General features: G+C 70.1%; 10 protein-coding genes. 4 read left to right on the forward strand and 6 right to left on the reverse strand.

All coding sequences use genetic code 11. The annotated features are described in order from the left end of the window. Positions 1 to 165: 165 nt before the first annotated feature. Positions 166 to 1,227: a hypothetical protein gene (locus tag U8525_RS13110; protein ID WP_374265357.1), complete on the forward strand. Its 1,062-nt coding sequence runs from the start codon at positions 166 to 168 to the stop codon at positions 1,225 to 1,227. On the opposite strand, the gene hemH is transcribed toward U8525_RS13110, so the two are convergent. The 6 genes from hemH to U8525_RS13140 form a co-directional block, all read right to left on the reverse strand. Continuing rightward, positions 1,205 to 2,269, reverse strand: a complete 1,065-nt coding sequence (hemH, locus tag U8525_RS13115; protein WP_374265359.1) for a ferrochelatase — start codon at positions 2,267 to 2,269, stop codon at positions 1,205 to 1,207. The genes U8525_RS13110 and hemH overlap by 23 nt on opposite strands. A 19-nt stretch (positions 2,270 to 2,288) precedes the next feature. After that, entirely contained in the window at positions 2,289 to 2,672 is a 384-nt protein-coding gene (apaG, locus tag U8525_RS13120) for a Co2+/Mg2+ efflux protein ApaG (RefSeq protein WP_374265361.1), read from the reverse strand. A 76-nt stretch (positions 2,673 to 2,748) separates the two neighbouring features. Next, the gene (locus U8525_RS13125) at positions 2,749 to 3,741 is read right to left on the reverse strand and encodes a TerC family protein (protein WP_374265363.1); all 993 of its coding nucleotides are present in this window, start codon (positions 3,739 to 3,741) and stop codon (positions 2,749 to 2,751) included. A gap of 34 nt (positions 3,742 to 3,775) precedes the next feature. Next, the gene (gene glgX / locus U8525_RS13130) at positions 3,776 to 5,920 is read right to left on the reverse strand and encodes a glycogen debranching protein GlgX (RefSeq protein ID WP_374265365.1); all 2,145 of its coding nucleotides are present in this window, start codon (positions 5,918 to 5,920) and stop codon (positions 3,776 to 3,778) included. After that, entirely contained in the window at positions 5,917 to 9,024 is a 3,108-nt protein-coding gene (gene treY, locus U8525_RS13135) for a malto-oligosyltrehalose synthase (RefSeq protein WP_374265367.1), read from the reverse strand. The genes glgX and treY overlap by 4 nt, the downstream gene beginning before the upstream one ends. 189 nt (positions 9,025 to 9,213) lie before the next feature. After that, positions 9,214 to 9,543, reverse strand: a complete 330-nt coding sequence (locus tag U8525_RS13140; protein ID WP_374265369.1) for an SWIB/MDM2 domain-containing protein — start codon at positions 9,541 to 9,543, stop codon at positions 9,214 to 9,216. A 380-nt stretch (positions 9,544 to 9,923) separates the two neighbouring features. Here U8525_RS13140 and U8525_RS13145 point away from each other — a divergent pair, with 380 nt between their 5' ends. The 3 genes from U8525_RS13145 to U8525_RS13155 all read left to right on the forward strand — a co-directional run bounded on the left by U8525_RS13145 (position 9,924) and on the right by U8525_RS13155 (position 13,324). After that, the gene (locus tag U8525_RS13145; RefSeq protein WP_374265371.1) at positions 9,924 to 10,916 is read left to right on the forward strand and encodes an NAD-dependent epimerase/dehydratase family protein; all 993 of its coding nucleotides are present in this window, start codon (positions 9,924 to 9,926) and stop codon (positions 10,914 to 10,916) included. A gap of 103 nt (positions 10,917 to 11,019) precedes the next feature. Next, positions 11,020 to 11,685 (forward strand): HAD family hydrolase, encoded by a 666-nt coding sequence (locus tag U8525_RS13150; protein WP_374265428.1) that lies wholly within the window; start codon positions 11,020 to 11,022, stop codon positions 11,683 to 11,685. Between the two features lie 28 nt (positions 11,686 to 11,713). Then, a complete protein-coding gene (locus U8525_RS13155) occupies positions 11,714 to 13,324 on the forward strand; it encodes a lactate racemase domain-containing protein (protein WP_374265372.1) in 1,611 nt (536 codons plus the stop codon). Positions 13,325 to 13,328: the final 4 nt, after the last annotated feature.

Below are 13,328 nucleotides of genomic sequence, written 5' to 3' on the forward strand. Positions count from 1 at the left end.
GAAGGAAGCCACACCCGGACGCCCGAGGGGGACTTGCGGCAAGGGCCCCGGGTCGCCCAGGCTTGCTAGAAGGCGCCAACCCCGGCGGGCCGCGTCATGAGCCGTTCTCCCTTTTACAACCGCCGTCCGCTCCGCTATCCCGCAACGGTCACCAGGAGTGTCCCCGTGAAGCGAAGTCTGTCCGGTCTGCTCGTCGCCCTCGCGTTCACCGCCTGCAAGCAGGAGCCGCCGGGCAAGCTGGAGCCCATCCCGCGCCCGCCGGGCGCCGTCGAGGCCGCGCCCGAGGAGCCCGCTCCGGCTCCCGCCGCCCCCGCCATCCCCAAGGACGCCGTCGTCCTGCGCTGGAAGCTCGCCGAGGGCACCCCCGTCTCCTTCCGCCTGGACCTCGCGCTGGACCGCAACGCCGCCGGCCCCGAGGCCGCCCCTGCGGCGAAGGCCGCCAAGGCCGACAAGAAGAAGGGCGCCAAGGCCGCCCCCGCCGAGCCGCAGGCCCCGGCCGCCGCCAACGCCCCCGTCCCCACCGCGTACACCTACGTGCTCCAGCTGGACAAATCCGGTGAGCGCCAGCTGCACGTGACGCCCAACCACGGCGCGCCGGAGGACGCCACCTTCAGCGACCGCGGCTTCATCATCGACGGGCTCCAGGGCCCCGCGCGCAACCTGGCCACGCTCGTGCTGGAGCTGCCGCGCGACCCCGTGCGCCCCGGCGACACGTGGCCCCTGGGCGCCGAGCTCACCACGCCGGACGCCCTGGGCACCCTGTTCCGCCGCGCCCCCGGCGGCGAGCGCCACCACCGCGTGAAGCTCGTCTCCGTCACCCCGGGCGACAACGGCGAGCAGGTGGCCACGCTCGAGTACGACCTCCAGGAGCAGTTCGCCGGCACCCTCAGCCCCCCGCGCCCCAGCCTGAAGGATCTGCCCAAGGAGAGCACCGAGGGCACCGAGGTCCCCGACGCGCTGGCCGACGCGCCGCCCCCGTCCACCCCCCAGCCTGCGGGCACCGAGCTGGGCGCCACCGTGAAGGTCACCGGCAAGGGCGAGTTCCTGGTGAACGCCGGCCAGTGGCGCTCCTGGTCGGGCACCCTGTCCACCACCCTCAACGGCCCCGCGCGGCCCGCCGTGAACCTGCCCGTGGGCACCTGGCAGGCCCGCCTCACGCCCGTCAGCGCCCCCCAGGCCCAGGAGACGCCCGCCGCGCCCGCGCCTACCGCGACCCCCGCGCCTTGACCGACGGGCCGTCCGAGGCGCGCACCAGCCCCACCACGGCGTCCACCCACGCCGGGTGGGCGTTGAGGGACGGCACCAGCGTCAGCGCCTCGCCGCCCGCCGCCACGAACTGCTCCTTCGCGCGGAGGCCAATCTCCTCCAGCGTCTCCAGGCAGTCCGCCACGAAGGCCGGGCACATCACCGCCAGCCGCTTCACGCCCTTCGCCGCCAGCTCCGGCAGCACCAGGTCCGTGTAGGGCTTCACCCACGGCGTGCGCCCCAGCCGCGACTGGAAGGACACCGTGGAGCCGCCCTCCGGCAGCGCCAGCCGCTGCGCCAGCAGCCGCGCCGTCGCGAAGCACTGCGCGCGGTAGCAGTGCCGGTTCGCGTCCGTGATGGCGTCGCAGCAGCCCGCGAACGACAGGCAGTGCTGCCCCGTCGGGTCGCTCTTGCGCATGTGCCGCTCCGGCAGCCCGTGGAAGCTGAACAGCACGTGGTCCGCGCGCAGGTCGTCAATCACCGGCCGGGCCACCGCCGCGAACGCGTCCAGGAAGCCCGCGTCGTCCCAGAAGGCCGGCACCGCGCGCACGTTGGGGACGTCCCAGCCCTCCGACAGCACCTCATAGGTGCGCGCCAGCGACGACGCGGAGGAGGACGTCGCCTCGTGCGGATACAGCGGCAGCACCGTGAGCTCCGACACGCCCTTCGCCCGCAGCCGCGCGATGGCGTCCGGCAGCGACGGGTTGCCGTAGCGCATGCCGAGCTCCACCTCGTAGTCCTCCTTCAGCCGCTCCGCGACCTTCGCCTCCAGCGCGCGGCCGTGGACGAGCAGCGGCGAGCCCTCCTTCATCCACACCTTGCGGTACGCCTCCGCGCTCTTCGCGGGACGCACGGGCAGGATGAAGAGGTTCAGGAGGAACCAGCGCGCCACCGGGTGGATGTCGATGACGCGCGGGTCGCTGAGGAACTCGCGCAGGTAGCGGCGCACGGGGCCGGACTCGGGCGCGTCCGGCGTCCCCAGGTTGATGAGCAACAGCCCCCGCTTCGTGGTCGGCACAGGCATGCGCGGTGTCCCCGTGCCCTCAATGCAGCGCGTGCGGCAGCGTGAGCGCGAACTCGGCGATGCGCGCCTCGAAGCGCGTGCCGTCCGGGCGCTCCATCTCGTAGGTGCCGCGCATCGTGCCGAAGGGCGTCCGCAGCATCGCCCAGCTCGTGTACTCGAACCGCTCGCCCGGCTTGAGGTGCGGCTGACGGCCGACCACGCCCTCGCCCTTCACCTCGTCCACGTTCCCCTGGGCGTCGGTGATGATCCAGTGCCGCGACCGCAGCTGCGCCGGCAGGGGGCCCTCGTTGAGGAGCACCACCTTGTACATGAAGGCGAACTGCCCGGACTCGGGGGTGCTGCGCTCCGGCCAGAAGGTCGGCTCCACGGTGACGCGGATGCCGTCGGTGGTGGCGGTGGACATGGCCGGAGACTTGGCAGCGACTCCCGCCCGATGCAAGGGAAACACAGGCCCCCTGGGGAGGGCCTGGGGCCCGACGTCAGCCGCGCTCCTGCTCCCGGGCCGGCGCGTCCGGGGCCTTGTCCGCCTCCGCCACCGGGGGGGCCCCTTCCGCCTCCGGGGGCTTGGGGAACACCAGCGACGCCAGGATGGCCACCAGCAGGCACCCGCCAATCACCGCCAGCGAGATGCCGATGGGGATCTTGAACCAGTGCTCGATGAGCATCTTCACGCCCACGAAGGCCAGGATGACGCCCAGCGCGACCTTCAGCAGGTGGAACTTCTCCATCAGGCTGGAGACCACGAAGAAGAGCGAGCGCAGCCCCAGGATGGCGCACACGTTGGACGTGTAGATGATGAAGGGGTCCTTGCTGATGCCCAGCACCGCCGGGATGGAGTCCATGGCGAAGAGCAGGTCCGTGGCCTCCACCACCAGCAGCACGATGAACAGCGGCGTCACCTTGCGCCGGCCGTCCTCGGTGAGGAAGAAGCGGCTGCCCTCGCCCTGGCGCGACACCGGCAGGAGGCGCCGGGCCAGCTTCACGATGAGGCCCGCCTCCGGGTCCACGTCATCGTCGTCCTTGGCCCACAGCATCTTGGAGGCCGTGTAGACGAGGAACGCGCCGAACAGGAAGATGAGCCACTCGAAGCGGGCCACCAGCGCCGTGCCCGCGACGATGAGCAGCGCGCGCATCACGAACGCGCCCAGGATGCCCCAGAAGAGCACCCGGTGCTGGTGCTGCGGCGGAACCCGGAAGTAGCCGAACACCATCAGGAAGACGAAGAGGTTGTCGACGGACAGCGCGTACTCCACGACGTACGCCGTCAGCCACTCCAGCGCCGGCGCCTCACCGCCGTAGCGCCACACGCCCCCGCAGAAGGCGAGGCTGATGCTCACCCACACCAGCGTCCACAGCGTCGCCTCCTTCGGCGACACCGCGTGCTCCTTCCGGTGGAACAGCCCCAGGTCCAGGGCGAGCATCGCCAGGACGAAGACGTTGAAGCCCACCCAGGGCCAGAGTGAATGAGTCATCGGGCGCTCCCTACCCCGGGATGGGCCCGGGCGGCTACTCCCATTCCGTCGCCGGGCGCCGGAGGACGACCAGGGAGCGGCCCGCCGCCTGCACCTTGCCGCCCGCCGGGGTGTGCGTGCGCAGGGACTCCCCGGTGGCCGCCGTGTCCACCACCAGCTCCCAGTCCGCGCCCCACTCCAGCGCGGGCAGCAGGAAGGTGATGGGCTCATGGTGCGCGTTGAGCAGCACCAGCAACGTGTCCCCCACGATGCGGTGGCCCTCGTCGTCCGGCGTGGCGATGGCGTCCCCGCCCAGCAGGAAGGCCAGGGAGCGCGCGTAGGGCTTCTCCCAGTCCTCCTTCGTCATCTCCTTGCCGTCCGGCCGGAACCACGCCAGGTCCTTCAGCTCGCTGTCCCAGATGTGGGCCCCGCGGAAGAAGCGGCGCTTGGAGAGCACCGGCTGCTCGCGCCGCAGCTTCGCGATGCGGGCGGTGAAGTCCAGGAGCTGGCGCTGCTTCTCGTTGAGCTCCCAGTTCACCCACGACAGCGCGTTGTCCTGGCAGTAGGCGTTGTTGTTGCCCTTCTGCGTGCGGCCCATCTCGTCGCCCGCCACCAGCATGGGCACGCCCTGCGACAGGAAGAGGGACGCCAGGAAGTTGCGCTTCTGCTGCTCGCGCAGCGCGTTCACCTTGGGGTCGTTCGTCTCCCCCTCCACGCCGCAGTTCCAGGCGTGGTTGTCATTGGCGCCGTCGCGGTTGTCCTCGCCGTTCGCCTCGTTGTGCTTCTGGCCGTACGTCACCAGGTCGTGCAGCGTGAAGCCGTCGTGCGCGGTGACGAAGTTCACGCTCGCCATGGGCTTGCGGCCGGACAGCGAGAACAGGTCCGAGCTGCCGGTGAGCCGGTAGCCGATCTCCGCCGCCTGCCGGTCGTCGCCCTTCCAGTACCGGCGCATGGTGTCGCGGTACTTGCCGTTCCACTCGCTCCACAGCACCGGGAAGTTGCCCACCTGGTAGCCGTAGTCCCCCACGTCCCACGGCTCCGCGATGAGCTTCACGCGGCTCAGCACCGGGTCCTGGTGGATGATCTGGAAGAAGGCCGCGCGGGTGTCGTAGCCGTGCCGGTCCCGCCCCAGCGTCGTCGCCAGGTCGAAGCGGAAGCCGTCGACGTGCATCACCTCCACCCAGTAGCGCAGCGAGTCCGCGATGAGCTTCAGCGCGTACGGGTGCGTGGCGTTCCACGAGTTGCCGCACCCGGTGAAGTCCATGAAGTAGCGCGGGTCCTTCTCGCTGAGCCGGTAGTACGCGCCGGCGTCCAGCCCCTTGAAGGACAGCGTGGGGCCCAGGTGGTTGCCCTCGCAGGTGTGGTTGTAGACCACGTCGAGGATCACCTCGAGGCCCGCGCGGTGCAGCAGCTTCACCATCCCCTTGAACTCCGCCACCTGCTCGCCCAGCGAGCCGGACGCGCTGTAGCGCGCGTCCGGCGCGAAGAAGCCCAGCGTGTTGTAGCCCCAGTAGTTGGAGAGCCCCTTCTGGGTGAGGAACGGCTCGTCCACGAAGGCGTGGATGGGGAGCAGCTCCACGGACGTCACGCCCACCTTCTTCAGGTGCTCGATCGTCGCCGGGTGCGCCAGGCCCGCGTACGTGCCGCGCAGGTGCTCCGGCACGCGCGGGTTCAGCTTCGTGAAGCCCTTCACGTGCAGCTCGTAGAGGACCGTCTTGTGCCACGGCACCTCCGGCCGCCGGTCCCCCTCCCAGTCGAACCCGTCCGCCAGGATGACCGCCTTGGGCACGCCCCAGGCGTCGTCCTGCGTGTCCATGACGAGGTCCTCGTCCTTGCCCCCGTGCACGTAGGCGTGGATGGGGGCCTCGGGGTCCACCTGGCCGTGCAGCGCCCTGGCGTAGGGGTCCACCAGGAGCTTGTGCGGGTTGAAGCGCAGGCCCTTCTTCGGTTCATACGGCCCGTGAACCCGCAGGCCGTAGAGGCAACCGGCGTGCACGCCGGGCATGTAGCCGTGCCAGACGTGGTTCGTGGTCTCCAGCAACGGGAAGCGGCGCGTCTCCTTCGTGGGAGCGGCGGGGTCGAAGAGACAGACCTCCACCTTCTTCGCGTGCTCGCTGAACACGGCGAAGTTCACGCCGCTCCCGTCGTACGTGGCGCCCAGGGGAAACGGCCTCCCTGGAAGCACCTCGGCCCTCCTCATCCAGCGCTCCTCTCCAGCAGCACCACCGGGAACTCCGCGAGGAGCGGCCCCAGGGCCAGCCCCACGCCTCCCGGCCCCTGCTGGGGACGGACGGAGCGCCCGGTGAAGACATTGCGGAACATCATGCCCGCATATGCCGCCGGAAGGTCCAGGAACGTGCCGTCGTACGCCGTCGCCAGCCCCCCGGACTCCAGCGCCTCCAGGGTGTAACGCGGCGCGCAGGCGATGAGCACGCTGTCACCCAGCGTGCGCGCGAAGCCGACCGCCGAGGGCGAGCGCGGCCCGGACAGCTCCAGCGCCTCGTAGCCGCCCGCGCGGAACAGGTCCGCGTGCCGCTGGCGCAGCCGCAGCGCCTCCGCCAGCACGAAGAGCTTCACCTGCCCGTCGTCGAAGTCCTCGTTCAGCCGCGCGCACAGGGCCGGCCGGTCCTTCGCCGCCGCGGCGTCCAGAGCGGTGAGCAGCCGCTCGCGCAGGGCGTAGTCCACCGGCCGCCGGTTGTCCGGATCCACCAGCGACAGGTCCCACAGCTCGCAGCCCTGGTACGTGTCCGCCACGCCGGGCGAGGCCAGCTTCAGCAGCAGCTGCCCCAGCGCGTTGTGCTGGCCCGCGCGCTCGATGCGGCGCTTGAAGGCCCTCACGTCGTCCAGGAAGGCCTGGCCCCTCGCCGGGTCGAAGCACGCGTCCACGAAGCGCGCCACCGCGTCGTCATAGGTGCCGTCCGGGTTGGTCCACGACGTGCGGACCTTGGCCTCCTTGATGGCCTTGCCCATGTACTCGCGCATGCGCCGGTGGAACGCCTTCCACTCGCCCTCCGGCACCGCCTCCCCCATGGGCCACGCGCCCACCAGCGTCTGGAAGAAGAGGTAGACGTCGTTGGACGACGGCGCGGGGCCCGTGGGCAGGTGGCTGATGAAGGGCTGCGTGAGGTCCGCCCAGGCGCGCACCTTCTCCCGCCAGGCCTCCGGCAGCTCCGTGAGGACGTTGATGCGCGCGCGCACGTCCTCGCTGCGCTTGGTGTCGTGGGTGCTGGAGGTGAGCATGCTCGCCGGCCAGCGCTCCGCGCGCTCCTGGTTGCGCAGGTGGAAGGTGGTGGCGCGCATGCCGAAGTGCTCCGGCTCGCCGCCCACCTCGTTGAGGCTCACCAGGCGGTTGTAGATGTAGAAGACGGTGTCCTCCAGGCCCTTGGCCATCACCGGGCCCGTCACCTGCTGGAGCTTCATCGCGAAGCGCAGCATCACCGCCTTCTCGTCGTCCCCCACGTGCTCCGGGTAGCGGCGCAGGAGGATGTCGCGCAGGAAGTCGAAGATGGAGGCGTTGGTGGTGGTGTTGCGCTCCTTGGCGCGCTGGAGGGTCCACTCGATGTACTGCACGTCGCGCACGTCCAGCTCCGCGCGCCAGCCGTCCACGTAGGTGCGGTAGACGGGGAAGAGCGCGATGAACTCCACCAGCGCGCGCCGCAGGCTGTTGAGCGTGAAGTCGCGCGTGCGGCGGTTCATTTCGGAGATGCGGTTGAGCTCGTGCGCCAGCACGTTGATCTCGCTGGCCATGCTCACGCGCATGATGAGCAGCTTCTTCTGGTACACCAGCTCCGCGAAGTCCTGCGTGCCGCCCGCGAAGCGCTCGTACGTCTCCGTCAGGTGCGCCTCCGCGGCCGGGTGCACGAACAGGCCGCTCACCGCGTTGGCGAAGCGATAGCCCGTGGTGCCGTGCACCGCCCAGGTGTCCGGGATGCGCTCGCGGCCGCCTTGGATCTTCTCCACCGCCACGAAGAGCGCCTTGCGCAGCGGGCTGTCCGGGGTGTCCATCACCTCGCGCCGCCACCTGGCGCGCAGCAGCGCCTCCACCTCCGCCCACCGCGCCTCGTCCCCGCCCCCCGCCTCCGCCAGGAAGCGCGCCCGCGCGCGCTCCACGAAGAAGCGCTCCTGGAGGTCCAGGAAGTAGGCGGTGGGGTCGAAGAGGCCGTCCGGGTGGTCGATGCGCAGCCCCGTGACGCGCCCCTCGCGCAGCCACTCGAAGATGAGCTGGTGCGCCTCCTGGAAGACGTCCGGGTCCTCCACGCGGATGGCGGCCAGCCCGTTGATGTCGAAGAAGCGGCGGTAGTTGATCTCCTCGCCCGCCACGCGCCAGTGCGCCAGCCGGTAGCTGCACCCCTGCAGCAGCGCGTCCAGCAGGTCGAAGGAGCGCACGTTGCCGGGCGTGCCGTTGAACACCCGGACGTTCTCCTCCACATAGGCCGCCAGCTCCGCGCAGTCCGCCACCACCGCGGCCAGCCGCCGCTTGATGACCTCCTTCTCGCGGTGCCGCTCCACCACCTTCGCCGGGTTCACCTCCGTGCGCGGCGGCAGGTGCTCCAGCGCGGTGAGGATGGAGAGCAGCTCCACCAGGTGCGGCGACTCCGGCCCCAGCTGCTTCTCCAGCCGCTCCAGGCCGTGCTGGAGGATGCTCGCGTACTGCCGCGGCGCCACCGGCAGCCGGTGGTCGTAGTAGTGCACGTGGAAGGCGCCGGCGTCGTAGGACAGCTTCAGCTCGCCGCGCTCCAGCACGATGCCGTACTGGTCCCCCAGGATGGGCAGCAGCACCTTGTCCGCCAGCTCGTCCTTCACCGGCCGCCAGTCCACGTCGAAGAACTTCGCGTAGACGGACGACGGGCCGTTCTCCAGCACGTCCAGCCACAGCCGGTTGTCCCGCTCGATGCCCATGTGGTTGGGCACCACGTCCAGCACCTGCCCCAGCCCGTGCTCGCGCAGGGCGTCACAGAAGGCCGCGTGGTCCTCTGGCGTCCCCACCTCCGGGTTGATTCGTTGGTGGTCCACGCAGTCATAGCCGTGGGTGCTGCCCGGCGTGGCCTTGAGGTAGGGGGACGCGTAGAAGTCGCTCACGCCCAGCCGGACCAGGTACGGCACCACCGCCTTCGCCTGCTGGAAGGTGAAGCCGTGGTGCAGCTGCATCCGGTAGGTGGACAGCGGCGTGACGCGGCGCGATTGCAGCTCGCGTTGGACCTGCTCGAAGAGGTCGGCCGCCTGCGCCTCCACCGTCGTGTGCGTGCCCTCCGCGCCCGCCTGCCGCGCGGCGCGCTCTCCTGACTCGAGGCTGTCATGGAACATGGCCCCCAGAGGTAGGCGCGACGCGGCGCGTCCGCCAGCGGGGAGATGCGCCTTCGCCCCCTTTTCAACGCTCCGGCGGGAGGCCTGTCCCCGAGGGAAAAAGCGGAGGGCCCGTCCCGCGCGATGCGTGACGAGCCCCCAGGGTCCTCCGGGCAACCAGCGACGGCCCCCGACGGGCCCGCGCCACCTTCAGCTCAGGTGGTTGTTCACCAGCTTGGTCATCTCGAACATGGTGACGCTCTTCTTGCCGCCGAAGATGGGCTTCAGCTTGTCGTCGGCGTTGATCTGGCGCTTGTTCTTCGCGTCCTGGAGGTTGTTCTTCTTGATGTACTCCCAGATCTTGCTGACCACCGCGGTGCGGGGCAGCGCCTTGGACCCGACGATCGCCGCCAGCTCGCTGGAAGGCGTCATCTCCTTCATGAAGGCGGCGTTGGGCTTACGGCCCGCGGCCTTCTTGGCGGCAGGCTTCTTCGCGGCAGCAGGGGCAGACTTCTTCGCAGCGGCTTTCTTGGCGGCCATTCGTCTTGTGTCTCCTCCCCTCCGAAGGGGACGTTGCACGGCGTGCTTGCAGCTTCAAGCTAGAGCCGATGGCGCGTAGTAGCACGGCCTAGAGCGAAAAACAGCGTCCATCGCGCGCTTTTTCCCTCTGACTCTCCTCGGAGCAATGGCTTCGGAGGCTAGAACTCGGCCCCGCAGCGCATTCTTCCCTCGGGAGCGGAACCGCCGCGACGCGTCTGGAGCCCCAAAAACCGGCTCCGGAGGCCGTTCTCCCTCGGGGATTGCGCCTCGCGACGCGCCCGGAGGCGGAAAGTCGGCGTCCGGAGCGCGCGCCTCCTCGGGGCGGACCCTGCCCATTTCGACGGTGGACGGGATGTGGCTTTTCGGATGAAACAGCGCCCATGAATGCCCTCATCACTGGCGCCGGAGGCTTCCTGGGGACCTGGCTCGCGCGGGCGCTGGCCGCGCGCGGCGACCGGGTCTCCTGCCTGCTGCGCCCCACCACGGACGCCCGCGAGCTGGAGAAGGCCCTGGAGGGCCACCCCTGGACGCGGGTGGTGGGCGACGTGACGGACCCCGCCTCGCTGGCCGGCGCGGTGCAGGGCGTGGACGTCGTCTTCCACCTGGCCGGCATCCGCCGCGCCGCGCTGCGCGACGAGTTCATGCGCGTCAACGCGCACGGCACCCGCCTCGTCTGCGAGGCCATGGCCGCCCTGCCCCAGCCCCGCCCCCGGCTGGTGATGTGCGGCTCGCTGGCCTCCCACGGCCCCTCCACCCCGGAGCGGCCCCACGTGGAGGAGGACGCCTTCCATCCCCATGAGTGGTACGGCGAGAGCAAGGCGGAGGCGGAGCGCATCGCGTTCTCCTTCCAGGACCGGCTGCCCGTGACGGTGATCCGCCCGCCGCGCATCCTGGGGCCCGGAGACCGGGAAAACCTGACCTTCTTCAAGCTGGGAAAGCAGGGCATCCGGCTGGAGCTGACCGGGGGGCCCCGGCCGCTGTCGCTGGTGGACGTGGAGGACGTGGTGGACCTCCTGCTGGTCCTGGCGGAGCGGCCGGAGGCCCTGGGGGAGGCGTTCTTCTGCGCGGGCCCGGAGCGGCTGACCCTGGAGGAGATGGAGGACCTGGGGGCGAAGGCGCTGGGGTTCAAGACGCGCACCTGGCGGCTGTCCCCGGCGGTGCTGACGGCCCTGGCCACGGCGGCGGACGGCGTGACGCGGGTGACCGGGCGGAAGCTCCCCCTGAACCGGAAGCTGGCGCGGCAGCTGCTGGCCCCGGCCTGGACGTGCTCGGGGGCCAAGGCCGAGCGCCTGCTAGGCTTCCGACCTCGCCGGGGGCTGGCGGAGTCCATCACGCGCAGCGGTGAATGGTATCGCGCGAAGGGCTGGTTATAGCCCCATGCGCCCAAAGGGCCGGCGGCCCAGGCCGGCCCTTCCACTGTCGTTGACCGCACCCCCCCCAGGATGGGAGGAAGCCCGACCGCCCATGCCCCCCAAAGTGCCCGCCAAAGCAGCCTTCTTCGACGTCGACGGGACGCTGGTCCGGACGAACATCGTCCACGTCTATGCCTATTACGCGACGAACCGGGGCTCGCTCCGGGGGATCGCGGGCCGCACCCTGGGGACCGCCCTGGGGCTGCCGGTGTTCGGCATCCTGGATGCCGTCAACCGCAAGGCCTTCAACGAGTTCTTCTACCGCTACTACGCGGGCCTCAGCGAGGACCGGCTGGTCACCATCGCGGAGGACATGTTCGAGGACGTCCTCAAGCCCGCGCTGTACGAGCAGACGCAGGACCTCATCGACGAGGCGCGCCGCGCCGGCTGCCGCATCGTGCTCGTCACCGGGGCGCTGGACTTCACCATGCGCCCCCTGGCCCGGCACCTGGGCTGCGACGACGTCATCGCCAACAAGATGCAGTTCGTGGGCGGCAAGGCCACCGGCAAGGTGATTCCGCCCATCATCGAAGGCGCCAACAAGGCCAACGCCATCCGCGCCTACTGCGAGCGCGAGAACCTGGCCCTCAACCAGTGCCACGGCTACTCGGACAGCGCCTCCGACTACGCCATGCTCGCCGTGGTGGGACGGCCCACCGCGGTGAACCCGGACCTGCGGCTGCGCTCGCTCGCGCGCGCGTACAACTGGCCCATCCTGGACCTGAAGTAACCCCACCCTTTCGCCGCCCCCTTCATCCATGCGCCCGCTCAAGACGCTCCAGAAGCTGTACGACGAGGAAAGCCAGGTGGTCATCACGGAGAAGGGCAGCCCTCCGCGGGCGCTCTTCTACGGCGAGGGCTTCCTCCAGGAAGACCTGCCCGTGGGCACCCGGGTCATCTTCCCCCGCCCCCCGCTGGAGGGCGTGCCCAACGTGAAGGCCGCCATCCGCTGGGCCATCAACCACCCGGAGGGCATGGACCCTCTGCACGCGCTGCTCAAGCCCGGCATGCGGCTGACCTGCGTCATCGACGACATCAGCGTCCCCCTGCCGCCCATGGTCACCCCGGACGTGCGCCAGTCCATCCTGGAGGTGGTGCTGGAGCTGTGCGCGGACTCGGGCGTGGACGACGTGCACCTGGTCATCGCCAACGCGCTCCACCGCCGGATGACGGAGGGGGAGATGAAGCGCATGGTGGGCCAGAAGATCTTCGACGCCTACTACCCGGACCGCTACTACAACCACGACGCGGAGGACCCGGACGGCATCACGGAGCTGGAGCGCACCAGCCACGATGAGGTGGTGGCGGTGAACCGCCGCGTGGCGGAGAGCGACCTCGTCGTCTACGTGAACGTGAACTTCGTGCCCATGAACGGCGGGCACAAGTCCATGGGCACGGGCGTGACGAACTACGCGTCGCTGCGCCACCACCACAACCCGAAGACCATCCGCGACTCCGACAGCTACATGGAGCCGAAGGCGAGCGCGCTCTACACGAAGAACTCGCGCATCGGGACGGTCATCGACAAGACGCTGAAGGTCTTCCACATCGAGACCACGCTGAACAACCGCATGTTCGGCGCGCCCACGGACTTCCTCGCGAAGAAGGAGGAGGACTACACGGAGGCGGACCGGCTGAAGTTCCAGGCCCTGCGCTACACGCTGTCCAAGCTGCCCCGCGCGGCGGCGCGGAAGGTCCTCAACGCCATCCCCGCGCCCTACGACGTGACGGGCGTGTTCGCGGGGGCCACGGAGCCCACGCACGCCAAGACGCTGGAGCAGAGCTGGAAGCAGTACGTGGTGCCGGTGGAGGGGCAGAGCGACATCGTCATCTTCCCCATCCCGTTCGTCAGCCCCTACAGCGTCAACTCCATCCTCAACCCGCTGCTCGTGCAGGTGATGGGGCTGGGCTACTTCTACAACCTCAACCGGGGCGTGCCGCTGGTGAAGAAGGGGGGCGTGCTCATCCTCCTGCACCCGGCCTACGACGAGTTCGACCCCGTCCAGCACCCCAGCTACATCGAGTTCTTCCACCGGCTGCTGCCGGAGACGCGGGACTCCATGCGGCTGGAGCACAAGTACGAGAAGGAGTTCGCGGAGAACCCCAGCTACGTGCACCTGTACAGGAAGGGCAACGCCTACCACGGCGTGCACCCCTTCTACATGTGGTACTGGGGCGAGAACGGTCGCCAGCACGTGGGCAAGGTCATCGTCGCGGGCGCGGAGAACAACCACGTCCCGGCCCTGCTCGGCTGGGACCGCACCGACACCCTCTCCGAGGCGATTGAAGAGGCGCGCGGCTTCATGGGGCGCTCGGCGTCCATCAGCCTGCTGCGCATCGCGCCCACGGTGATGGTGGACGTGAAGTGAAAGG

The sequence above is a fragment of the Corallococcus sp. RDP092CA genome, from assembly GCF_041903675.1.
Classification (GTDB): Bacteria; Myxococcota; Myxococcia; order Myxococcales; family Myxococcaceae; genus Corallococcus.

Excerpts from the sequence above, each read along its gene's own strand:
- hemH (WP_374265359.1), bottom strand. The coding sequence starts at position 2,269 with ATGCCTGTGCCGACCACGAAGCGGGGGCTGTTGCTCATCAACCTGGGG.
- apaG (WP_374265361.1), bottom strand. The coding sequence starts at position 2,672 with ATGTCCACCGCCACCACCGACGGCATCCGCGTCACCGTGGAGCCGACC.
- U8525_RS13125 (WP_374265363.1), bottom strand. The coding sequence starts at position 3,741 with ATGACTCATTCACTCTGGCCCTGGGTGGGCTTCAACGTCTTCGTCCTG.
- glgX (WP_374265365.1), bottom strand. The coding sequence starts at position 5,920 with ATGAGGAGGGCCGAGGTGCTTCCAGGGAGGCCGTTTCCCCTGGGCGCC.
- treY (WP_374265367.1), bottom strand. The coding sequence starts at position 9,024 with ATGTTCCATGACAGCCTCGAGTCAGGAGAGCGCGCCGCGCGGCAGGCG.
- U8525_RS13140 (WP_374265369.1), bottom strand. The coding sequence starts at position 9,543 with ATGGCCGCCAAGAAAGCCGCTGCGAAGAAGTCTGCCCCTGCTGCCGCG.
- U8525_RS13145 (WP_374265371.1), top strand. The coding sequence starts at position 9,924 with ATGAATGCCCTCATCACTGGCGCCGGAGGCTTCCTGGGGACCTGGCTC.
- U8525_RS13155 (WP_374265372.1), top strand. The coding sequence starts at position 11,714 with ATGCGCCCGCTCAAGACGCTCCAGAAGCTGTACGACGAGGAAAGCCAG.